17 protein-coding genes are annotated in these 23,266 nt (G+C 68.9%); 12 read left to right on the plus strand and 5 right to left on the minus strand.

Annotation, left to right across the window (positions count from 1 at the left end; all coding sequences use genetic code 11):
- The 3 genes from ACXJLU_RS26200 to ACXJLU_RS26210 all read left to right on the plus strand — a co-directional run.
- Positions 1–2,886, plus strand: a 2,886-nt coding sequence (locus ACXJLU_RS26200) for an alpha-L-rhamnosidase-related protein (protein ID WP_457336063.1), incomplete at its 5' end; no start/stop codon positions are given.
- A gap of 70 nt (positions 2,887–2,956) precedes the next feature.
- Positions 2,957–3,442, plus strand: coding sequence for a hypothetical protein (locus tag ACXJLU_RS26205; protein ID WP_457336065.1), 486 nt, complete (start codon positions 2,957–2,959; stop codon positions 3,440–3,442).
- Positions 3,439–5,436 carry an alkaline phosphatase gene (locus ACXJLU_RS26210; RefSeq protein ID WP_457336067.1) on the plus strand — a complete coding sequence of 666 codons (1,998 nt, stop codon included), beginning with the start codon at positions 3,439–3,441 and terminating at the stop codon, positions 5,434–5,436. The genes ACXJLU_RS26205 and ACXJLU_RS26210 overlap by 4 nt, the downstream gene beginning before the upstream one ends.
- Before the next feature lie 3 nt (positions 5,437–5,439).
- On the opposite strand, the gene ACXJLU_RS26215 is transcribed toward ACXJLU_RS26210, so the two are convergent.
- A complete protein-coding gene (locus ACXJLU_RS26215; RefSeq protein WP_073467899.1) occupies positions 5,440–6,129 on the minus strand; it encodes a P-loop NTPase family protein in 690 nt (229 codons plus the stop codon).
- 247 nt (positions 6,130–6,376) lie between these two features.
- Here ACXJLU_RS26215 and ACXJLU_RS26220 point away from each other — a divergent pair, with 247 nt between their 5' ends.
- Positions 6,377–8,332 (plus strand): PhoX family protein, encoded by a 1,956-nt coding sequence (locus ACXJLU_RS26220; protein ID WP_457336069.1) that lies wholly within the window; start codon positions 6,377–6,379, stop codon positions 8,330–8,332.
- A 93-nt stretch (positions 8,333–8,425) separates the two neighbouring features.
- Here ACXJLU_RS26220 and ACXJLU_RS26225 read toward each other — a convergent pair whose 3' ends face one another.
- Together ACXJLU_RS26225 and polA are read right to left on the minus strand one after the other, a co-directional pair.
- On the minus strand, positions 8,426–10,015 hold the full coding sequence (locus ACXJLU_RS26225) for an RNA/DNA-binding domain-containing protein (RefSeq protein WP_457336071.1): 1,590 nt from the start codon (positions 10,013–10,015) through the stop codon (positions 8,426–8,428).
- A gap of 12 nt (positions 10,016–10,027) precedes the next feature.
- Positions 10,028–12,856 (minus strand): DNA polymerase I, encoded by a 2,829-nt coding sequence (gene polA / locus ACXJLU_RS26230; protein WP_457336073.1) that lies wholly within the window; start codon positions 12,854–12,856, stop codon positions 10,028–10,030.
- Positions 12,857–12,983: 127 nt separating this feature from the next.
- On the opposite strand from polA, the gene ACXJLU_RS26235 reads away from it, so the two are divergent.
- Genes ACXJLU_RS26235 through ACXJLU_RS26255 form a run of 5 tightly spaced genes read left to right on the plus strand, consistent with a single transcriptional unit; the run spans position 12,984 to position 16,788 of the window.
- Positions 12,984–13,850, plus strand: a complete 867-nt coding sequence (locus tag ACXJLU_RS26235; RefSeq protein ID WP_457336075.1) for a DNA ligase — start codon at positions 12,984–12,986, stop codon at positions 13,848–13,850.
- 57 nt (positions 13,851–13,907) lie between these two features.
- Positions 13,908–14,243, plus strand: a complete 336-nt coding sequence (locus ACXJLU_RS26240) for a hypothetical protein (RefSeq protein ID WP_143171724.1) — start codon at positions 13,908–13,910, stop codon at positions 14,241–14,243.
- An 8-nt stretch (positions 14,244–14,251) separates the two neighbouring features.
- Complete coding sequence (locus ACXJLU_RS26245; protein ID WP_457336077.1) at positions 14,252–15,211, plus strand: homoserine kinase; 960 nt, start codon at positions 14,252–14,254, stop codon at positions 15,209–15,211.
- Positions 15,212–15,214: 3 nt separating this feature from the next.
- A complete protein-coding gene (locus ACXJLU_RS26250; RefSeq protein WP_457336079.1) occupies positions 15,215–16,024 on the plus strand; it encodes a BPSS1780 family membrane protein in 810 nt (269 codons plus the stop codon).
- Entirely contained in the window at positions 16,021–16,788 is a 768-nt protein-coding gene (locus tag ACXJLU_RS26255) for an SDR family oxidoreductase (protein WP_457336081.1), read from the plus strand. The genes ACXJLU_RS26250 and ACXJLU_RS26255 overlap by 4 nt, the downstream gene beginning before the upstream one ends.
- A 58-nt stretch (positions 16,789–16,846) precedes the next feature.
- On the opposite strand, the gene ACXJLU_RS26260 is transcribed toward ACXJLU_RS26255, so the two are convergent.
- The gene (locus tag ACXJLU_RS26260; protein WP_457336083.1) at positions 16,847–19,729 is read right to left on the minus strand and encodes a GH92 family glycosyl hydrolase; all 2,883 of its coding nucleotides are present in this window, start codon (positions 19,727–19,729) and stop codon (positions 16,847–16,849) included.
- A gap of 137 nt (positions 19,730–19,866) precedes the next feature.
- Between ACXJLU_RS26260 and ACXJLU_RS26265 the strand changes: the two genes are divergently transcribed.
- On the plus strand, positions 19,867–20,136 hold the full coding sequence (locus ACXJLU_RS26265) for a hypothetical protein (protein WP_457336085.1): 270 nt from the start codon (positions 19,867–19,869) through the stop codon (positions 20,134–20,136).
- 71 nt (positions 20,137–20,207) lie between these two features.
- Here the strand turns inward: ACXJLU_RS26265 and argH are convergent, their stop codons facing one another.
- Positions 20,208–21,611 carry an argininosuccinate lyase gene (gene argH, locus ACXJLU_RS26270; protein ID WP_457336087.1) on the minus strand — a complete coding sequence of 468 codons (1,404 nt, stop codon included), beginning with the start codon at positions 21,609–21,611 and terminating at the stop codon, positions 20,208–20,210.
- 135 nt (positions 21,612–21,746) lie between these two features.
- On the opposite strand from argH, the gene ACXJLU_RS26275 reads away from it, so the two are divergent.
- Entirely contained in the window at positions 21,747–22,889 is a 1,143-nt protein-coding gene (locus ACXJLU_RS26275) for a sensor histidine kinase (protein ID WP_073467888.1), read from the plus strand.
- Positions 22,886–23,266 (plus strand): LytR/AlgR family response regulator transcription factor (locus tag ACXJLU_RS26280; RefSeq protein ID WP_457336089.1); only part of this gene is annotated, 381 nt, incomplete at its 3' end. The genes ACXJLU_RS26275 and ACXJLU_RS26280, both read left to right, overlap by 4 nt.

Below are 23,266 nucleotides of genomic sequence, written 5' to 3' on the forward strand. Positions count from 1 at the left end.
GCCCCGGCGCCACCGGCCGCGACCGCCTCGGCCGGCACGCCGGAGGAGGCCGCTGCGGCGGCCGCCGCGACACCGTGGAGCCAGTACATGCTGTCGCCGTCGTCGCGCACCCTGGCCCCGGTAGCGATCTTCAAGACCGTCGGCACGGTGCAGAACCCCGGCAACCTGCTGACCGGCAACACCGCGATGATGTCGGGCCGCGGCAGCCACGTGGTGCTGGATTTCGGCAAGGAGGTCGGCGGCTTCGTCTCGCTGGACTTCCCCGCCGCCGGCAGCAGTGCCGAATCGGTCGGCCTCGCGTTCACCGAGTCGAGCGAGTACGTCGGCCCCGTCAGCGACGGCTCGAACGCCGGCTTGAACGTGGGCGCGAGCAGCTCGACCGATGGCGCCATCTACGCGAGCGTCAACAGCACGACCGGCACGAGCTACACGATGCCGGCGCCGAGCCTGCGCGGCGGCTTCCGCTACCTGACGCTGTTCATGAACTCCGACGGCTGGGTGCACCTCGCCAACATCCGGCTGCGCTTCACGCCGGCGCCGTCGATGGCCGATCCGAGCGCCTACCCGAACTACTTCTACAGCAACGACGACCTGCTGAACAAGCTCTGGTACGCCGGCGCCTACACGGTGCAGACCAACACCATCGCGCCCGACCAGGGCCGCAAGCTGCTCACCACCGGCTGGGACAACACCGCCGTGGTCAGCGGCGGCAGCTCGGTGCTGACCGATGCCGCCAAGCGCGACCGCACGGTGTGGTCGGGCGACCTCGGCATCTCGGCCGCGGTGGGCTACGTGTCGACCGCCGACACGCTGTCGGTGAAGAACGCGCTGCAGCGCCTGTACGACAGCCAGAAGGCGAGCGGCGAGTTGCCGTACTCCGGTCCGCCCTTCGACCTGTACGGCTCCGACACCTACCACCTCTGGACGCTGATCGGCACCGAGACCTACCACCTCTACAGCGGCGACACCGACTGGCTGCGCTCGATCTGGCCGCGCTACAAGCAGGGCATGGCCTTCATCCAGGCCAAGGTGAACGGCGCGCACGGGCTGCTGCACGTGACCGGCACCAACGACTGGGCGCGCGGCGGCCAGGGCGGCGAGAACATCGCGGCGAATGCGATGCTGTACCGCGCACTCGTCACCGGGGCCACGCTGGCCAGCGCGGTGGGCGAGGGCGCGACGGCCACCGCTTACGCGAATGCGGCCGCGACGCTGAAATCGCGCATCAACGCCACGCTGTGGGACGCCGCGGCCGGCGCCTACCGCGACAACCCGGACAGCACGCTGCTCCCGCAGGACGGCAACTCGCTCGCGGTCTGGTACGGGGTGACCGACAGCGCCGACAAGCCGTCGGCCATCGCCCGCTACCTGAACTCCAACCTCGGCACGCTGGGTGCGCTGACGCCGGAGTGGGGGCGCAACATCTCCGGCTTCGCGGGTTCGATGCAGCTGATGGCGATGTCGGTGGCCTCGCGCGATGCCGATGCGCTGGAGCTGATGCGCCGCCAGTGGGGCTTCATGTTCAACCACCCGACGCGCAGCACCCGAACCTTCTGGGAGGGCTATGGCGCGGACGGCGGCAGCGGCGGCTATGCGCCGTGGTTCGTCAGCTACGCACACGGCTGGTCGTCCGGGCCGACCTCGGCGCTCACCTTCTACACGCTGGGCATCAGCCCGACCACGGTGAAGGGGCAGCAATACGGCGTGATCCCGCACCCCGGCGACCTCACGCACGTCGAGGGCCAATTGAGCTTCGACGGCAGCAAGCGCGTCAGGAACAGCTGGGACCGCGGCAGCGACGGCAGCTTCACGATGACGGTGGACAGCAGCTCGCACACCGGCTCCGTCGGCGTGATCGGCATCCCGCGCTTCGGCATCGACCGGCGCGTCAGCATCGACGGCGTGGAGGTGTGGAACGGCAGTGCGTTCACCGGCGCGGCCGGCATCGCGAGTGCCGACCAGGACAGCCGCTACATCTACTTCCGGGGCGTCCAGCCGGGGGTGCGCACGTTCCGCACGGCCGGGACGGGGGCGGCCTGGGCGAGCTGCGCGGCGGAGGCCGGGCAGTGCGTCTTCGAGGGCGTGCGCGGTGTGCGCTATGGCAGCGGCAGCAGCTTCGTCTACGGCAGCTTCAACGGCGGCGTCGCCTGCAACAACGCGACCTTCGGGGACCCGACGCCGAACGTCGTGAAGCACTGCGAACTGAGCGACACCGAGCGGCCGCCGGCAATCGGCATCTGGACGCCGTGCGCGCTGGAGGGCCAGAGCTGCAGCTTCGACCGCACCCGAACCGTGGCCTATGGCGCGCAGTCGGCGTACCGCTTCCTGACGCGCAGCGGCCCGGTGGCCTGCGACAACACGAGCTTCGTCGATCCGATCTTCGGGGTGGCCAAGCGCTGCTGGGTGGGCCACCTGCCGCAGAACCCGGGCTTCGAGTCGCCGGCGGTGGCGACGGGCAACGGCGTGCAGTACGGCGCAGCGAACGCAGGCTGGGCCTTCACGCCGGAGAGCGGCACCAGCGGCTCGGGCCTGCAGAAGAACGGCAGCGCGTTCGGCGCGGTGGCCGCGCCGGAGGGCGTGCAGACGGCCTTCGTGCAAAGCGGCGGGGCCATGAGCCAGGGCCTGGCCGACCTGTCGGCGGGGCGGTACGCGGTGCGTTTCAAGGCGGCGCGGCGGGGTTGGAGCTCCGGCGGCGTGCAGAGCCTCGGCGTCTACCTCGACGGCAACCTGCTGGGCAGCTTCACGCCGGGATCGACGCAGTTCGAGTCGTTCACGACCCCGCCGATCGCGCTGGGTGCCGGCGCGCACACGCTGCGTTTCGCGGGCCAGAACACCGCGGGCGACAACACCGCCTTCGTCGACGAGGTCGTGCTGCTGAACTATTGAGCCAAGGTCACGCCCCTGTCATGGCACCCCGCGATCATCAGGCAGCTCGGGGAGTCGTGGAGGGAGACCCATGCGTCGTTGTTGTAAAGCGTGGCTGCTGTGTGCAGCCACGCTGCTGGGTTCTGTCGCGGCCCAGGCCGGGCCTCAGGCCGCCGATCTGAAGTTCCGCGAGTTCTTCCAACTGCCGGTCGGTCCGCGCGGCCTCGCGCCCAGCGCACGCCTGCTGTCGCTCGACGGGCAGCCGGTGCGCATCACAGGCTACCTCGCGCACCAGGAGGCATCGTCCGCCGCACCCGGCATCGCGCTGCTGACCCCGCTGCCGGTCTCGCTCGGCGACGAAGACGAGAGCTTCGCCGACGACCTTCCCGCGTCCACGCTCTACCTGCACCTCGCCGCCCCGCTCGCCTCGCGAACGATCTCGTACCGCCCCGGCCTCGTCTCGCTCACCGGCACGCTGCAGGTCGGCGCGCAGCGCGAGGCCGACGGCCGCGCCTCGTTCGTGCGCCTCGTGCTCGACCCCGAATCCGCATCTGTTCTCCTGGAGTCCCCGAAATGAACCGCCTTGCTGTTGCCGCTCTCCTGCTCGCCGCTGCCTCCGCCCAGGCCGCGCCGGGCGTCACGCGCCTCGTGCCGCCCAGCGAGCTGTTCACGTCGAACGACCCGAACCCGCCGGTGATCGCGCGCTTCCTGCCCGGCCAGCGCTTCGACCTGCAGGCCACCGTGCGGCTGGATGCCGGCACCACGCTCACCGCCTTCGAGTTCGCGGTCGACGGCGTGGTGCTGAAGCCCGCCTCCGCCGTCACCAGCGTCGTGACGAGCGGCCTGAGCCTGCCGGCCGGCACCAACGCTGCGGTCGTCTCGCAGCGCGCCTACTCCAATGCGAAGCCGGGCATCCACCAGCTGACGGTCAACGCGATGCAGAGCGACGGCCAGCGCGTCAGCGCCACCGGCAACTTCGAGGTCGTGGCGCTCAGCGGCGCCGGCCGCAAGGCGAAGAACATCATCATCCTGCTCGGCGACGGCATGGGCGCAGCCCACCGCACCGCGGCGCGCATCATGGCCAAGGGCTATGCGCAGGGCAAGGCGCATGCGGCGCTGGCGATGGACACCTTCCCGAACACCGGCATGGTGATGACCTCGTCGCTCGACGCCATCGTCACCGACTCGTCGCCCGGCATGTCGAACTACGTGACCGGCAACAAGGCCGCGAACAACCAGGAAGGCGTGTTCCCGGACGACACGGCCGACGCGTTCGACAACCCGCGCGTCGAGTACCTGTCGGAGTACCTGCACCGCACCCAGGGCAAGGCGCTGGGCATCGTGACCACGGCCGACGTGTTCGACGCGACGCCGGCCGCGAATGCGGTGCACACCTCGAACCGCGGCAACGGTACCGGCATCGTCGACCAGTTCCTCGACGACCGCGGCCTGACCGGGCTGTCGGTGCTGATGGGCGGCGGGCGCAAGTGGTTCCTGCCGAACGGCGATGCGCTGAAGGCCGACGGCTCGCGCAACGGCCAGGCCGTCAACGGCTCGCAGCGCGACGCGAAGACCGACTACGTGCTGCCGTCGGACCTGGTCTCCGGCTGGGGCGCGGCGGTGGGCGCGAAGGACCCGTCGCGCGACCTGATCGCCGACTTCCAGGGCGCCGGTTTCGCCTATGCGCCCGACCGCCTCGGGCTGGCCGCAGCGGCCGGCGCCGACAAGCTGCTGGGCCTGTTCGCGTACTCGAACATGAACGTCGCGTTCGACAAGATCAACAAGCGCCGCGGCGTGTCGACCATCGTCGACGACTACGGCTTCCCCGACCAGCCGATGCTCGACGAGATGGCCGAGACCGCGCTGCAGGTGCTGTCGCGCCAGAAGAACGGTTTCGTCGCGCTGATCGAGGGCGCGTCGATCGACAAGCAGGCGCACCTGATGGACACCGATCGCTGGCTGCTGGAGGTGATCGAGTTCGACCGTGCGGTGCAGGTGGCGAAGGACTTCGCTGCCAAGCACCCGGACACGCTGGTCATCGTGACGGCCGACCATGAATGCTCGGGCGCGGCCATCATCGGCGCGTCGACGAAACCGGTGGCCGCGATCCGCGCCGCCGCCGCGCCGGCCGAGGGCGCCAGCGCGCCGAGCGCCGCGACGCTGCGCGATCCGGTGGTGGGCGTCTACCAGGCCGCGAAGTTCCCGAAGTACACGATTGCGGCCGACGGCTACCCGCAGAGCACCGACGTCGACTTCAAGATGCTGATCGGCTACGGCGCGAACGCCGACCGCTACGAGAGCTGGCTCGCGAACGCGACGCCGACGCAGGATTCGCAGCAGCCCTTCGTCGGCAAGGCACCGCAGAGCGGCTACCCGGCGAACCCGAGCGTGCGCAACGCCGCCAACGGCTTCCTGGTGACCGGCCAGGTGCCGGGCGACCAGGCGGTGCACACCGCGACCGACATCCCGCTGTCGGCGCTGGGCCGCGGTGCCGCGCTGTTCAGCGGCGTGATGGACAACACCGACATCTTCTTCAAGATCGCGCAGGCGGCGATCAAGGGCACGAAGTAGCGATCAGACCTCGACGTCGTCGATTTCGCGATAGACGTCGCGCATCCACATCTTCAGGCGCTGGCGGTCCATCAACCCCAGCGTCGCATCGCCGTCGCCCTCGCGCGCATTCCAGAAGCTGATGCTCGCCGCATCGATCTTCTGGATCACGGTGTCGTGCAGCTTGCGCATCGTCACCACCTTGGCGCCGAACGACAGCGCGCGCGCCTGCTCGCCCGACTGTTCGAGCACCGAGAAGTCGCTGCCGCGGATGTGGTTGCGCACCAGCACGTACTTGAAGCTCGGACCGAACCGGTCGAGCAGTTTCTTCAGCAGGTCGACCGAATCCTTGCCGGCGTCCATCACGTGCCAGTAGTGGACCTGCGAGTTCGTCTCGTCCAGCAGGTTCAGCACGCCCGATTCGTCCATCCAGCGCACCAGCGGGTCGTGCGTCTGCGCGGCCAGGTCGACCAGCACGCGGCGGTCGGGCTGGTCGACAGCGGCCTCGACGATCGCGTCCAGCGCCTCGTAGCGGTCGACCAGCACCGGCGACGCGTAGCCGGCATAGAAGCGCATCAGCGCACCGTGCGAGCGGTCGGTGTCGAAGCCGAGGAAGGGCATCTGCCGGTCGATCAGGTACTGCGCCAGCACCCGTGCCATCAGCGACTTGCCGACGCCGCCCTTTTCGCCGCCGATGAAGTGGATCTTGCTCATGCCAAGGCTTCTCCCGTGGATGGTGTTGGTGGTGATCGGGCGACAGTATGAACGCAAGCGCGCAACCGGCCTTCCGACGCGGCCGCCGAGGTGTTTCGAGGCGTCATGGTCCCGTCATGCGCTTGTCACGCCACTTTCATCCGGCCTGCTTAACCTGCCGCACGCCAAGACACACCTCGACACGACCCGCCACGCGCGGTGACGTGCCTTCTCTCCTCACTCTCCCCTCACTCTCCAAGGAAGCCAGATGAGCCACCCAACCGTCGACGCACGTCGCCGTCTCCTGAAGCTGTTGTCCGGGGCCCCGCTGCTGCCGATGACGAGTTCCACCGCGTTCGCCGGCCTGCTGGCCGCCTGCGGTGGTGGTGACGACGGCCCGGCGCCGACGCCGGCCGCCACCGTGACCTCGGTCGAGTTCACCGCGATGGCTGCGCCGACGAAGGCCGAGCCGGCCGCGATGGCCGCCACCACCGTCGGCTCCAAGCTGGTCGCCACCTACAGCGACGGCAGCAAGCAGACCTTCGCGCTGAAGTACGAGCCCTTCTTCGTCACCGGCGACATGGTGCCGGACGGCAAGGGCGGCACCATCCTCGCGGGCGGCTACGTCAACATGGCCGGCGAGAAGATCATGGACAACACGGTAGCCGGCAAGGAACGCCAGTTCTTCTCCGACTCGCCGGACGGCAGCTCGCTGCTGACCGTGCCGAACCCGACCGTGCCCGGCATCAAGGGCAAGGCGGTGTTCGCCGTCGTGCAGTTCGAGTACACCACCGCCGGGCAGGACCTCGTCAGCACCTACGGCACGCTGCCGTCGCCGATCGCGGTGCTGACGCTCGACCAGGACCAGGTCACCGGCAAGCTGAGCCTGGTGAAGTACCACAACGTCGACACCTCGTCGGTGCACGGCCTGTGGATCACCTGCGGCGCGAGCCTGTCGCCGTGGGGCACCCACCTGTCGAGCGAGGAGTACGAGCCCGATGCGCCGTTCGCCAGCACGACCGCGCAGTTCCTCGCGTTCAGCAAGAACGCCTTCGGCGACGCCACCAAGGCCAACCCGTACCACTACGGCCACCTGCCCGAAGTGACGGTGAACCCGGACGGCACCGGCAGCATCAAGAAGCACTACTGCCTGGGCCGCATCTCGCACGAGCTGATCCAGGTGATGCCGGACCAGCGCACCGCGATCATGGGTGACGACTACACGAACGGCGGCTTCTTCATGTTCGTCGCCGACAAGGCGAAGGACCTGTCGGCCGGCACGCTGTACGTCGCCAAGGTCGGCGCCGGTTTCTCGATCGACCCGGCCGCCGCGGGCGCGCCGCTGACCTGGATCAAGCTCGGCCACGCGACCAGTGCCGAGATCGAGAACCTGGCCAACACGCTGAAGCCGGCCGACATCATGGCCGTCAGCAAGACCGATCCGCTTGACGCGAGCTACACGAAGATCTTCTGCGACGGCAAGGCCAACTGGGTCAAGCTGGTGCCGGGGATGGAAAAGGCCGCGGCCTTCCTCGAGACGCACCGCTACGCCAACCTGGTCGGCGCGAGCATGGTCTTCACGAAGATGGAAGGCACGACCGTCAACGCGAAGGACAAGATCGGCTACTCGGCGCTGCAGAACATCCAGGCGTCGATGGTGAAGGGCGATGCGGCCTGGCGCGAAGAGATGGGCGTGAGCCTGGACAAGAAGCTGGTGGCTGGCGGTGTCATGGCGCACACGCTGACCGGTGGCCAGAAGGACACCGCAGGCGCGGCGATCGACAGCGAGTGGGTGCCGGTGCAGACCAAGGCGCTGCTGGTGGGCGAGGACATTGCCCCCGCCGACGCGCTGGGCAACACCACCAACCCCGAGAAGATCGGCAACCCGGACAACATCAAGTTCTCCGAGAAGATGCGCACGCTGTTCATCGGCGAGGACAGCGCCACGCACGTCAACAACTTCCTGTGGGCCTACAACGTCGACACGAAGAAGCTGTCGCGCATCCTGTCGGTGCCGGCGGGCGGCGAATCGACCGGCCTGCATGCGGTCGACGACATCAACGGCTGGACCTACATCATGAGCAACTTCCAGCATGCCGGTGAGTGGATCAAGGGCGTGCACGACCTCGTGAAGGGGGACCTGGAGCCGCTCGTGAAGGTGAACTACAAGGACAAGTTCGGCGCGGCCGTCGGCTACCTGACGGGGCTGCCCGAACTCGGTTGATTCGGCTGATCAGGGAGGAACCGGCCGCGCAGGCGGCTGGTGCTGGCCAGAAGAGGGAAGGGGCCGCGGGCGTGATGTCCGCGGCCCTTTTTTTCAACTCGAACCCTTTGCGCCAACGGCGTGGCGTCCCGCGGCCGTCAGGCGGTAGCGCTGTTTGCTGCTGCGTGGAACCTCGGGCTGGGTCATTTCCACGAGTGCCGCGGCCAAGGCAGGCGCGAGGTAGGCTGCGTTGAAGTGATCCCGATGCTTCAAGCCCAGCGCCTGCTGAAGTGCCTGCCTCGACATCTCGCCGACCAGCACGGTCAGCAGGCGTGCCACTTCCGGGGCGACTTGCCCGGTAACTTGCCCGGTAACTTGCCCGGTAACTTGCCCGGTAACTTGCCCGGTAACTTGCGGGGCATCTTCCGACGCCGATTCGGGTGTGTGTGCCAACGGATGGATCGGCAGCCGGATCAGGTAGGCCGTCCGGTCGTCATCCGTCTCGAACAGCGGTGGCGGCGATCCGTTGGCGGCCATCGCTTTCAAGATCTTGGGCACGCCAGTGCTGCGTCCTTCAGTCAGTTCGAGTTCTTTCAGGAACTCGCCGATGCGTCGATTGCGGTATCGGCGGCTTACCCCGCGACCGGCCACGAAGTCGGCCGAACGGATGGACCTGTCGGGCCCGGGAAAGCTCAGGATCGCCAGTTCATCCCGGCCGATGCGAACCTCGATCGGCTCGCGTTCTTCGTACGAGCGGTGATAAACGGCGTTGACCAGTGCCTCTTCAACCGCTGCATAAGGAAAATTCCAGACCCTGGTGGCTTCGGCCCGGTCGGCGTGTTTCACGACCGTTTCGTAGAGGTAGTTGCGCTCGATGTAGCCCAGTGCTTCGCGTGTCATGCGTCCCAGCGGGCCGCTGAACACCTTCTCTTCGAAGCGATCGCCGCCGGCACCTTCAGGAAACCACACCACATCGATCTGCGTGTACGGGAAGAAGCGTTCGGGTGCTTCGTTGAAGAACAGCAAGCCCACGTTCTTGGGCCAGGGTGATTCGCTGGATCCCCCCACCGCGTTCATCTGCCGCCCCAAGGCTTCCGGCGACATCGACGAAGCCTCGTCGGCCAGCGCACTTTGCACCTCGCGCAGATGGTCTTGCATCAGCGGGAGAGACAGGTCGGACACGCGCGCCTGCTGAGCCAGGCGATCGTCCCAGGGGACGTTGGCCGCCAGGCTCAACAACTCATGTTCGTCAGCGCCTTTCGCCTCGACCGTGCTGCTGTAGCGGCGGATGTAGTAGTGCCAGCTCTTGTGCCTGGCGGAGATCGATGCCGGCGCCTTGTACGGACGGTTCATGCCCCCGGGCGCGTGAAGCACGATCAGCATGCGTCCTTCGACCGTCTCCACGCTCAGCAGCGGAAAGTACGGCGGCTGGATCAGCTGGCACGCGGCCAGCAACTCCTGCTGGATCTTGTCGATCTGGTGGTCGGCCACGCCGACCGGCGGGAACACCGGCTGTCCGTCCGCGTCGCAATCCTGCCCGATCACCACATAGCCACCACCCAGGTTCGCGAAGTCGTTGGCGAACGCGCAGATCGTGCGCAGCGTTGCATCCGGATTCCAGCCCGCCTTGTATTCGATGCGCTCGCCTTCGACCGTGCGCTGGTGCAGCAGGTCCTTCAGGTTGATCGGGAGCGGCATGGGCATGGACGGTGAGTGTCAATGCGCCTGGTCCCAGTTCCGCCCGATTCCCACCTCCGCCACCAACGGCACCTTCAGCTGCGCCACGCTGGCCATCAGCCTCGGCACCGCGGCCTTCACCCAGTCGAGCTCGGCTTCCGGCACCTCGAGCACCAGTTCGTCGTGCACCTGCATCACCAGCTTGGTCGCACGCTGCTCGGCGAGCAGCGCGTTCTGCACCGCGACCATCGCGAGCTTGATCAGGTCGGCGGCCGTGCCCTGCATCGGCGCGTTGATCGCCTGCCGCTCGGCACCGGCGCGCCGCGGGCCGCTGCCGCCGTTGATCTCGGGCAGGTAGATGCGCCGCCCGAACAACGTCTCGACATAGCCCTTGTCCTTGGCCGACGCCCGCGTCTCGTCCATGTAGGCCTTCACGCTCGGGTAGCGCGCGAAGTAGCGCTCGATGTAGCTGGTCGCCGCGCTGCGCTCGATGCCCAGGCTCGACGCCAGCCCGAACGCGCCCATGCCGTAGATCAGCCCGAAGTTGATCGTCTTCGCATAGCGCCGCTGCTCGTTCGTGACCGCCGCCGGCTCGGTGCCGAACACCTCGGCCGCGGTCGCGCGGTGCACGTCCATGCCGTCGGCGAAGGCCTTCAGCAGGCTCGCGTCGCCGCTGATGTCGGCCATGATGCGCAGCTCGATCTGCGAGTAGTCGGCGCTCAGGATCACGTGCCCCGGCGGCGCGATGAAGGCCTCGCGCACGCGCCGGCCCTCGGGCGTGCGGATCGGGATGTTCTGCAGGTTCGGGTCGGTGCTCGCGAGCCGCCCGGTCACCGCCACCGCCTGCGCGTAGTTCGTGTGCACGCGGTGCGTCTCGGGGTTCACCATCAGCGGCAGCTTGTCGGTGTAGGTGCCCTTCAGCTTCGCGAGGCTGCGGTGCTCCAGCAGCTTGGCCGGCAGCGGGTAGTCCTCGGCCAGCTTGTCCAGCACCTCTTCATCGGTGCTGGGCGCGCCGCTGGCGGTCTTCTTGATCACCGGCAGCCCGAGCTTGGTGAACAGGATCTCGCCGATCTGCTTCGGCGAGCCCATGTTGAACGGCTGGCCCGCCAGCTCGTGCGCTTCCTGCTCCAGCGCCACCATGCGCTCGCCCAGCTGCTGGCTCTGCGCCGACAGCACCAGCGCGTCGATCAGCACGCCGTTGCGCTCGATCTGCTGCAGCGCGATCGCCGTCGGCATCTCGATCTCCTGGTAGACGCGCAGCAGCCCCGGCTCGGCCAGGATCTGCGGCCACAGCGCCTGGTGCACCTGCAGCGTCATCTCGCTGTCCTCGCCGGAGTAGCGCGCCGCACGCCCCACCTCGACCTGCGCGAACGGGATCTGGTTCACGCCCTTCCCGCACAGGTCTTCATAGCTGAGCCCCTTGCGGCCCAGGTGGCGCTCGGCGAGGCTTTCCAGGCTGTGCGGGCGGTGCGCTTCCAGCACGTAGCTCTGCAGCAGCGTGTCGTGCACGAAGCCGCGTGCCATCACGCCGGCGTTCTGCAGCACGTGGAGGTCGTACTTGATGTTCTGGCCGAGCTTCGGTGCCGCGGCGTCTTCCAGCCACGGCTTCAGGCGTGCCAGCACCGCGTCGATCGGCAGCTGCTCCGGTGCGCCGGCGTAGTTGTGGCGCAGCGGCACGTAGGCCGCCTCGCCCGGCTGCACCGCGAACGAGACGCCGACCAGCTGCGCACGCATCGGGTCGAGCGAATCGGTCTCGGTGTCGAACGCCGCGAGCGGCGCGGCCTTCAGGCGCGCGATCCAGGCGTCGAGCGCCTCGAAGCTGGTGATGGTGTCGTAGCGGCCGTCGCAGGCCGGTTCGGCCGGTGTGTCGGCGGCGGGTTCGTCGGGAGCGCCGTCGCCGAACATGTCGGTAGTGCCGTTGTCGGCCGGCGGCTTCGGTGGCTTGGCCGCCTTCACCGGCGCGGGCGGCGGCGCGGCCACCGCCGCCTCGAGTTCGCGCTTCCAGCTCTTGAAGCCGTAGCGGCCGTAGAAGTCGAGCAGCGCGGCGTTGTCGGTCGGCTTCAGCGCCAGACCGTCCAGGTCCGGCCAGCCGGCCAGGTGCTCGGCCAGTTCGCAGTCGTCGCGCACCGTCACCAGCTTGCGGCCCGTCGGCAGCCAGTCGAGTGCCTTGCGCAGGTTCTCGCCGGCGACGCCCTTGATGCTGGCCGCGGCGTCCATCACGCCCTGCAGCGAACCGTATTCGGCGATCCACTTCGCGGCGGTCTTCGGGCCGACCTTCTCGACGCCCGGCACGTTGTCGACGGTGTCGCCCATCAGCGTCAGGTAGTCGACGATGCGGTCCGGCGGCACGCCGAACTTGGCCATCACGCCCGGCACGTCGAGCTTCTCGCTGCTCATCGTGTTGATCAGCGACACGCGTTCGTTGACGAGCTGGGCCAGGTCCTTGTCGCCGGTGGAGATCACGACGCGGTGGCCGCGTTCGGCCGCCACCCGCGCCAGCGTGCCGATCACGTCGTCGGCCTCGACGCCGGGCACCATCAGCACCGGCCAGCCGAGCAGCTTCACCACCTCGTGGATCGGCTCGATCTGCTGCACCAGCGGCTCGGGCATCGGCGCGCGCTGGGCCTTGTATTCGGGGTACCAGTCGTCGCGGAAGGTCTTGCCCTTGGCATCGAACACGCAGGCCGCGTGCCCGGCCTTCACGTCGATCAGGGCGCGCTTGAGCATGGCGACCATGCCGTGCAGCGCGCCGGTCGGGAAGCCTTCGGCGCTGCGCAGGTCGGGCAGCGCATGGTAGGCGCGGTAGAGGTAGCTGGAGCCGTCGACCAGCAGCAGCGTGCCGGCGTCGTTGGGAAGGGTGTCGTCCATCGGGCGATTGTGGCGGAAGCTTCGGACGGCGATGTCAGCAGGCCTCGGCTGCGCTGTTTGCAGATCCGTCTGCAAATTCTCTGCACGATGCTTGCGTATACCGGCGGCTCCACCGGGAGAAAACCAGATGCAGCCCACTGCCGTCGCACTTGCCGTGCTTGTCGCTTCGTTGTCCACCAGCCTGCCGATGGAGGCCGCAGCGCAACAGCGCATGTCCGCGGGGCCGCCGGCGGTGATGCTGGCCCAACCGTACCGCGCCGGCGCCTTTCAGCCGGCCGTTCACTGGGTCAGCGAAAAATACGACGGCGTGCGCGGCTGGTGGGATGGCGAGCGCCTGCTGACGCGCCACGGCCACCCGATCCGCGTGCCGGCCTGGTTCACGGCGGGCTGGCCGAAGCGCGCGATGGATGGCGAGCTGTGGGCCGGTCGGGGCCGCTTCACCGCAGCCGCATCAGCGGTGGCGGCCGAGGTGCCTGACGACGCCGCGTGGCGCGAGATGCGCTTCATGGTGTTCGACCTGCCGGACGAGCCGGCCGATTTCGACCACCGCCGGGCCGCGATCCTGCCGCTGGTCCGCAAGGTCGGCACGCCGTGGATCGAGGCGGTGGTGCACGGCCGCGCGGCCGATGAGGGCGAGCTGCTGAAGCTGATGCGCCGCGTCGTGTCGGTCAACGGCGAAGGCCTGGTGCTGCACCGGGGCGATGCGCTGTATGTGCGCGACCGCAGCGATGCCTTGCTGAAGCTGAAGCCGCAGGACGATGCCGAGGCGCGCGTCGTCGGCCACCTGCCGGGCGAAGGCAAGTACGCCGGCCAGGTCGGTGCGCTGCTGGTCGAGCTGCCCGATGGCCGGCGCTTCCGGCTCGGCAGCGGGCTGAAGGATGCCGACCGCCGCCAGCCGCCGCCGATCGGCGCGACCGTGACCTACCGCTACCGCGGGTTCCACGAAAGCGGGCTGCCGCGTTTCGCGACCTTCCTGCGGGTGCGCCCCGAGTGAGCGAGGCGTTGACCCTGGGGGGCGCCGCGCCCGGCAGCGCTGCCTACAATGCGCCCCATGAAGCTGCTGCCCGTGCTGGCCTGCCTGGCCTTGTCGACCGCCCCCGCCCTCCATGCCGAACCCGTTCCGGCGCCGAAGCCGATCCCGGCCCCGGTCGAGGACTTCGACACCGGCGAGCCGCGGGTCGACCACCTGGTCCACGAGGACGAAGGCACGCGCATCGAGGAGTTGCGCGTGCGCGGCGAGGTCAAGCGCATCGTCGTCAAGACCAAGGCGCCGCTGAAGGGCGAGTACGAGATCCTGCCCGACAACGCCGCCAAGGGTGTGCCGCAGGCACCCAACGGCTCGCGCGGGGTCGCCGGCCAGCGGGTCTGGCAGGTCCTCGCCTTCTGAGCGGAACGATGGCCGTCTTCACCGAGGTTTCGTTCGACGCCGCCGCCGCGCTGGTGGCCCGCCTGCAGATCGGCGAGCTGAGCACGCTGAAAGGCATCGCCGCCGGCATCGAGAACACCAACTACTTCGCCGACACCACGCAGGGCCGCTACGTGCTGACGGTGTTCGAGCGCCTGAGCTTCGAGCAGCTGCCGTTCTACCTGCACCTGATGAAGCACCTGGCGCGCCACGGCATCGCGGTGCCCGAGCCGCAGGCCGATGCGGCCGGCGAGATCCTGCACCAGCTCGACGGCAAGCCGGCCGCGCTGGTCGACCGGCTGCGCGGTAGCCACCAGCTCGCGCCCGACGAACTGCACTGCCGCAGCGTCGGCGCGGCGATGGCGCGGATGCACCTGGCCGGCGCCGACTACCCGCGCCAGCAGCCCAACCTGCGCGGCCTGGCCTGGTGGACCGAGACGGTGCCGGTGGTGCTGCCCTTCCTGACCGACGCGCAGCGCGCGCTGATCGAGACCGAGCTCGCGTTCCAGCAGCAGGTGGCGGCGTCGCCGGCGTATGCGGCGCTGCCGCGCGGGCCGATCCATGCCGACCTGTTCCGCGACAACGTGATGTTCGAGGGCCACGCGCTGACCGGCTTCTTCGACTTCTATTTCGCCGGTGTCGACGCATTGCTGTTCGACATCGCGGTGTGCCTGAACGACTGGTGCATCGACCTCGACACCGGACGCCTGGCCGAAGACCGCGCGCTCGCGTTCGTCGAGGCGTATGACGCGGTGCGGCCACTCGGCTCCAGCGAGCGGCGGCTGATGCCGGCGCTGCTGCGCGCAGCGGGCTTGCGCTTCTGGATCTCCCGCCTGTGGGACCTGCACCTGCCGCGCGATGCGTCGGTGCTGAAGGCCCATGACCCCACCCACTTCGAGCGCGTGTTGCGCCAGCGCGTCGAGAACGCGTGGCATCCCGCGATGGGCTGAACGATGAAATTCCAGCATGTTCCCGCCAGCCGCGGTGCCCTGTGGGTGCGCCAGGGCCTGGCCGCTTTCGCGACACGGCCGCTTGCGTTTTCCGGCCTGCTCGGCCTGTCGCTGTTCGCGAGCTTCGCGCTCGCGTTCATTCCGGTGCTCGGGCCGTTCCTGCTGCTCGGGATGTTCCCGCTGCTGTCGCTGGGCTTCATGATCGCCACGCGCATGACGCTGGCCGGCCAGGTGCCGCTGCCGACCGTCTTCATCGCGCCGCTGCGGGGCGACCGGCAGCGCCGCCGCGCGCAGCTGTGGCTGTATGCCGGCTACGCGCTGGCGGCCTTCCTGATCTGGCTGCTGACGTACACGATTGCCGGCGCGCGCGTGATCGAGCTGCAGCAACTGCTGTACAGCGCCGGCACCACGCCCGAGATGATCGACGCGCGCCTGTCCGACGGCCACCTGCAGCTCGGCATGCTGGTGCTGTTCGTGCTGAGTTCGGTGCTGAGCGTGGTGTGGTGGCATGCGCCGGGGCTGGTGCACTGGGGCGGCATGAGCGCGTCGAAGTCGCTGTTCTTCAGCCTGGTGGCGTGCTGGCGCAACCGGGGCGCGTTCGCCATCTACATGCTGGTGTGGTTCGGCGCGGTGCTGGCGGCCGTCATCCTGGTGAGCCTGGTGTCGTCGCTGCTCGGCCAGGTCGAGATCGGCAAGGTGCTGATGCTGCCGGTCTGGCTGATGGTCATGAGTGCCTTCTACGCATCGTTGTTCTTCACTTTCGCCGACAGCTTCGAGCTGGAGTCGGCGGACACCGGGAGCCCGCCGCCATGAATGCCGCCACTGCAGCGTCGAAGATCGCCCTCGTCACCGGTGCCGGCACCGGCATCGGCCGTGCCTGTGCGCTGGCGCTGCTGGGTGCAGGCTGGGGCGTGGTGCTGGCCGGCCGCCGCGCCGAGCCGCTGCAGCAGACGCTGGCCGAGGCGGGCGAGCGGGCCGCGAATGCGCTGGCGGTGCCCACGGATGTCGGCGACCCGGCGTCGGTGAAGGCCTTGTTCGCGGCGACCCGCGAGCGCTTCGGCCGGCTCGACCTGCTGTTCAACAACGCCGGCGCCGGCACGCCGGCGATGCCGCTCGAAGACCTGAGCTACGAGCAGTGGAAGGCGGTGGTCGACGTGAACCTGACGGGCGCCTTCCTGTGCACGCAGGAGGCCTTCCGCCTGATGAAGGCGCAGACGCCGCAGGGCGGGCGCATCGTCAACAACGGCTCGATCTCGGCGCACGCGCCGCGGCCGTTCTCGGCGCCGTACACGGCCACCAAGCACGCGATCAGCGGTCTCACGAAGGCCACGTCGCTGGACGGGCGGGCGTTCAACATCGCGGTCGGCCAGATCGACATCGGCAATGCGGCCACCGACATGACCGAGCGCATGGCGCGCGGCGTGCCGCAGGCCAACGGCAGCACGATGGTGGAGCCGCGGATGGATGTGCAGCACGTGGCCAATGCGCTGCTGCACATGGCCAGTCTGCCGCTGGAGGCCAATGTGTTGACCATGACGGTCATGGCGACGCAGATGCCGTTTGTCGGGCGCGGCTGACTGACCGCGGGCATTGCCGGGGCGGGACCCGGCAGCGGCCTCACGCAGTGAACAAGCCTCAGGGCGTGATCGAGAGATCGTCGATCGTGCCGCTGAACCCGCCGGTCGCACCGGCCTGTTCATAGCCGACCGTGATCCGCACGACCGTCTTGCCGGCCAGCGCGCCCAGCTGTGCCTGCACGTTGTTCCACACATCGTTCTGCAGGAAACCGCCCAGCCCCTGCTGCTGCGGATGCAGCGGCACCCCATTCTGGTCGACCACGGCCGATTCGCGCAGGCTGCTGCCGTCGTCGAACAGCAGGTCGATCGCGACGAAGCGGCTGTTCGGCTGGCTGCTGTCGGGAAAGATCCAGTACGACAGCGTCGTGCTCGCCGTCACCGGGATGTTCACGTCGAACACCCGGTTGTAGGCATACGCCAGTGTCGCGTCGGTGGCGCTGCCCGCATAGCGCAGTGCCGCCGCACCGCTGTGCAGCGCGCCGATGCGGCGCGTCGAGGTTTCCATCCGGCCGGTGCCCGACTGCGCCTGCGGCGCGTCGATCCAGTCGGGCTGCTGCAGCAGGTCGTCGAAGCTGGTCGAGAACGTGGTTGACGGCGTCGATGCGCGCGGCACGTCGAACGACGGCGGCGCATCCTCGGGCGCGCTGCCCCAGGCGGGCGTGGGCGGCACCGCGCCCAGCACCACGTCGAACACCGTGTCGCCCGCCAACCGCTCCAGCGGCAGCCAGGTGCGGGTGGAGGGCAGGCTGTCGATCGCCATGGTGCCGATGTAGGTGCCTGCCGCGCCGGCGTTCTCGGCATTGATCGTCAGCGTGCGGCCGTTGCCCATGCGCACCTCGGCGTGCGGGAACAGCGGGCTGCCGACGACGAAGCCGCCGACGCCCGGGATCTCCGGATACAGCCCGAGCGCGCCCCAGACGTACCAGGCCGACAGCGAGCCCAGGTCGTCGGTGCCCATGAGCCCTTCGGGCCGGTTCGCATACTGCTCGTTCAGGATCCGGCGGACCACCGCCTGCGATTTCGCGGGCGCCCCGGCGAACGCATAGGCCCAGGGCGTGCCTTGCTCGATCGCCTCGGACAGCGTCGCCTGCAGGCCGTTGCCGCTGTTCAGTTGCTGGAAATGGGTGTCCAGCCGGGCGATCGCAGCGGCATTGCCGCCGAGGCGGTCGATCAGGCCGCGCAGGTTCTGCGGCACCATGAAGGTGTACATCGCCGAGGTGTAGTTGCCGAAGGCGCCGTTGCCGGCGCCCGGGTTGAACGGCATCACGAACGTGCCGTTCGCGCTGCGCTGCTGGGTGTAGCCGGAGCTCGACAGCATCGCTTTCCAGGCCTGGGCACGCGTCAGGTAGAGATCGCGTTTGGCGGGGTCGCCGAGCGCACCGGCGAACTGGCCGATCGCGGCATCGGCCAGCGCGTACTCCAGCGTGTTGCCGACCGCGCCCAGCGGCCCGCTGGAGATGTAGCCCTGGTCCAGGTACTGGGACAGCGACGGCCGCGTTTCGCAATCGCGCGAGCGCAGGTTGACGGTGTTGGCGCCGCGCTCCATCACTGCCAGTGCCGCCGCGGTGTCGAAGGCGGTCGCGCCGAAGGCATGCATGTTGGCGACGATCACTGCCCCCGGGTCGCCGTACATCATGCAGGTGTCGGCGTTGGCGGTAGGCCAGCGCGGGAAGCCGGCATTGCTGGCCTGCGCATCCGCCACCAGCGACTGCGCCATGTCGCTGCCCTGCTTCGGCGCGAGCCAGGCCACCAGCTGCATCTGCGCGCGGGAGGTGTCCCAGCCGGAGAAGGTGGCGTATTTGTCCCAGCCGTCGGTCGTGTGGACGGCGTTGTCGAAGCCGATGTACTCGTTGTTGACGTCGCTGAACAGCGTCGGGTGCAGCAGCGAGTGGTACAGCGCGGTGGTGAACTTGACCTCGTCGTCGCGCTTGCCGTTGCTCGCGATCCGCACCCGGCCGAGCATCTCGGCCCAGTTGGCGCCGGCCTTGCCGCGCATGCTGTCGAAGTCGGTGAGCAGTTCCGCCTGCAGGTTCAGCCGCGCGTTGGCGATGCTGACGTACGAGACCGCGATGCGCAGTTCGACCGGGGCGCCGGGTGCGAAGCTGACCCAGCCGCCGGTCTGCGGGACGCGTGCGGTGCTGCGCGAACCGGCGCTGACGGTTGCTCCCCGGTAGGTGCCGAAGCTGGCATAGGGCCGGTTGAAGCGGCCATGGAAGTAGATCGCGTAGTGGCCGCGACCGCAGGCGCCGGTGTTTTCGACGACGCCTTCGACGCCGTCGCTGCCGACCAGCTGCAGCTGCGCGTTGGAACCGGGGACGGCATTGCGGCCGACGTTGAAGATCAGGTTCGGGTTCGCACCGGCCGGGAAGGTGAAGCGGCCGATGCCGCCGCGGCGGGCGACGGTCAGTTCGGAGCTGACCTGGCTGGTGGTCGTCACGCGGTAGAAGCCCGGCGAGGTCTGCTCGGTGCCGTGCGAGAACGTGGACTGGTAGCGGGTGATGTCGGTTGCAGGCGAGGTGGTGATCGTGCCGGGATAGGGCAGGATCGAGACGTCCTGGTGCACCGGGCAACCGGTGCCGCTCGCGTGCGTCAGGCTGAAGCCCTGGATCACGTTCTTCGCGTAGTTGTAGCCGCCGTTGGCGTTGGGTTCGCCGTAGCCGGTGTCGGGGCTGAACTGAACCATGCCGAAGGGCAGGGCGGCGCCGGGGTAGGTGCTGCCGGACAGGCTGCCGCTCGGGCGGTCCTGCGGGTTGGGAAAGCCGATGCCGGTGCCGATGTAGGGGTTCACCAGCGTCAGCGGATCGAGCCAGGCCGGCGCCGAGGCGGCCGGATCGGTGGCTGCCGCTCGTTCGGTGAGTGATGCTGACGGTGAATCAGGCGAACTGCCGCCTCCGCAGGCGGCCAGCAGCACGCTGGTCGTGAGCGCGATGAGCTTCTTCATGGACTCCCTCCTGGTGTGGTGCGGGGAGTTTAGGGGGAGGTGATTTCACTGCGTGGCATTGCCGGGTCTCGCCCCGGACGCTGCGCAGTGCGGGCAGGTTTCGCCCTGCCGGGCGAGTCACTTTCATTTGAGCGCAAATGAAAGTAACCAAAGCAAAGCGCTTGAACCCGAACACCATACGGTTCGTTCTACACGCTACGGACAACACGGCCACGCCGTTGGAAATCCAACCTTGGTTGGGATTGTTGAACCGCAGCCCCGATGCGAAGCGAGGCGCGTGGAGGCGGGAGGGCAACAATCCCAATCAAGGGACGATGTGCAGCGGCGTAGCCGTGTTGTCCGCAGCGGGACAGAACGAACCGCATGGTGTTGCATTGAGGCTCTTTGCTTTGGTTACTTTCATTTGAGCCCCAAATGAAAGCGAAGCTTCGGCGAAGCCAAAGTGACTCGCCCGCCGGGGCGAGACCCGGCAGCAGCCTCACGCAGTGAAAAGCCGTTTCCGATGCCGCGCCAGCTGCGCCCGCACCTGATCGGGTGCAGTCCCGCCGAGCACGTTGCGCGCATTCAACGACCCGCGCAGCGTCAGCACGTCAAAGACGTCCTCGCCGATCGCCGCATGAAACCCCTGCAGCACATCCAGCGGCAGATCCCCAAGATCCCGCTCCTCGCTGAGCGCGAACTTCACCGCATGCGCCACCACCTCGTGCGCATCGCGGAACGGCAGGCCCTTCTTCACCAGGTAGTCGGCCAGGTCGGTCGCGGTCGCATAACCCTTCAGCGCCGCACGCTCCATCGCCTCGGGCTTCACGACGATGCCGGCCACCATCTCGGCCATGATGCGCAGCGTGTCGCGCACCGTGTCGACCGAGTCGAACAACGGCTCCTTGTCTTCCTGGTTGTCCTTGTTGTACGTCAGCGGCTGGCCCTTCATCAGCGTCAGCAGGCCCATCAGGTGGCCGACCACGCGGCCGCTCTTGCCGCGCGCCAGCTCGGCCACATCGGGGTTGCGCTTCTGCGGCATGATCGACGAGCCGGTGCAGTAGCGGTCGGCCAGGTTGATGAAGCCGAAGTTCTGGCTCATCCACAGCACGATCTCTTCGGCCAGGCGCGACACATGCATCATCGTGATGCTCGCGAACGACGCGAACTCGATCGCGAAATCGCGGTCGCTCACCGCGTCCAGGCTGTTCTGGCACACGCCGTCGAAACCCAGCGTCTTCGCGACCCGCTCGCGGTCCAGCGGGTAGCTGGTGCCGGCCAGCGCCGCCGCCCCCAGCGGCAGCACGTTCACCCGCTTGCGCACGTCGGCCAGGCGCTCGGCGTCGCGCGCGAACATCTCCACATAGGCCAGCAGGTGGTGCGCAAAGCTCACCGGCTGCGCGACCTGCATGTGCGTGAAACCCGGCAGGATGGTCTCGACATGCCGCTCCGCCACGCCCACCAGCGCCTGCTGCATCGCCGCCAGCAGCGGCAGCAGTGCATCGATCTCGTCGCGCAGCCACAGCCGCACGTCGGTCGCCACCTGGTCGTTGCGCGAGCGGCCGGTGTGCAGCCGCTTGCCGGCATCGCCGACCAGCTGCGTCAACCGGGCTTCGACGTTCAGGTGCACGTCTTCCAGGTCGAGCTTCCAGTCGAAGGCGCCGGATTCGATCTCCTGCGTGATCTGCGCCATGCCGCGCCGGATGTCGGCCAGGTCCTGGGCCGCGATCACGGACTGCGCCGCCAGCATCTCGGCATGCGCCAGGCTGCCGGCGATGTCGGCCTTCCAGAGGCGCTTGTCGAAGCTCACGCTGGAGGTGTAGCGCTTCACCAGGTCGCTCATCGGCTCGGAGAACAGGGCCGACCAGGCTTCGGATTTCTTGTCGAGTTGATTGGCGGACATCGTCGGGGCGCTCGGAACGGGGCGTCGTGTAACGCTTGGTAGGCCCGGTTGCCCGGCGGCGCCAGTTGGCGACAATGCGCTGGTGGCCGCAGGAACCGGGGAAGCCCGGGATTCTATTCGGCCCACCTTGCCGCCATGCCCGAACCCCACGCGCCTACCTCTGCCTTTGCCCCCACGCCCAGCCGCCCGGCGCCGCTGTGGTCCGAGTCCACCCGCCCCGGCGGCGACCAGCGCGAGCGCGGCAGCAGCATCTTCAATTCCACCAACTTCGACGCGGTGCCGCTCGCACGCCAGCCGCTCGGGCCGGTGTCGGCCTTCGACGTCTGCCATGTCGGCGTCGTGCTGCGCGCGCTGTTCTTCGTGCACGCCGTCGTCGCGATCGGTGTCACCTTCGCCTCGCCCACGCGGGCCGCCTGGCTGAACCTGCTCGGCCAGGGCACCGGCGTCGCGCTGCCGGCGGTGCTGCTGTGGCTGGTGTCGGTGTGCCTGCTGAAGCGGCCGCTCGCCCGGCTGCCGGTGGCCGGCCAGTGGGTCGCCGCGGTGGCCCTCGGCGGCATCAGCGGCGCATTCGGCTGGGCGCTGCTGGTGGCGGTCGACATCCGCCTGCAGGAGACCGTGCACCTGGCCGCGCCGATGCTGGCCGGCGCCGGGCTGGCCGCCGCGCTCTTCTACTGGCTCACGCTGCGCGCCCGCGCCCGGCTGCCGGCCGACACCGCGGCGCGCCTGGCCGAGCTGCAATCGCGCATCCGCCCGCATTTCCTGTTCAACACGCTCAACACCGCGATCGCGCTGGCGCGGCTCGATCCGGCCCGCACCGAGCACCTGCTCGAAGACCTGGCCGAGCTGTTCCGCGTCGCGTTGAGCGCGACCGACGAATCGGTCAGCCTGGCCGAAGAGGTCGCGCTCGCGCAGCGCTACCTGGCGATCGAGCAGATCCGCTTCGGCGACCGCCTGCAGCTCAGCTGGGACCTCGACGAAGACGCCGGTGCCGCGCGCGTGCCGCCGCTGCTGCTGCAGCCGCTGGTCGAGAACGCGGTGCGCCACGGCGTCGAGCCCTCGCCCGATGGCGGCGTGATCCGCATCCGCACCCGCGTCAAGCGCGCCCATGCGGTGGTCAGCATCGCGAACACCGTGCCGCGCTCCGGCTCGCGCCCCGGCAACGGCATGGCGCTGCGCAACGTGCGCGAGCGCCTGAAGCTGATGCACGACGTCGCCGCGCAGTTCGAGACCCAGCTCGAGCGCGACGTGTTCCGCGTCCAGATCGTGGTGCCGCTGTGAGCAGCAACGACCCCTCCAGCGTGCCCGTGCTGCGCGTGCTGCTGGTCGACGACGAGCCGCTCGCGCGGCTGCGCCTGCGCGGCCTGGTGGGCGATTGCGGCGAGCCGCGCGCCGAGGTGGTCGGCGAGGCCGGCAACGCCCAGCAGGCGCTCGACTGGCTGGCCGCGAACGCATGCGACCTGCTGCTGCTCGACATCCACATGCCCGGCCCCGACGGGCGCCAGCTGGCCGCGCAGCTGCGCCGCCGCAGCGACCCGCCGGCCATCGTGTTCGTCACCGCGCATGCCGAACACGCGCTGCAGGCCTTCGAGCTCGACGCCGCCGACTACCTGACCAAGCCGGTGCGCCGCGAGCGCCTGCAGGCGGCGCTGCAGCGC

The organism is Rhizobacter sp. P5_C2, from assembly GCF_054049715.1.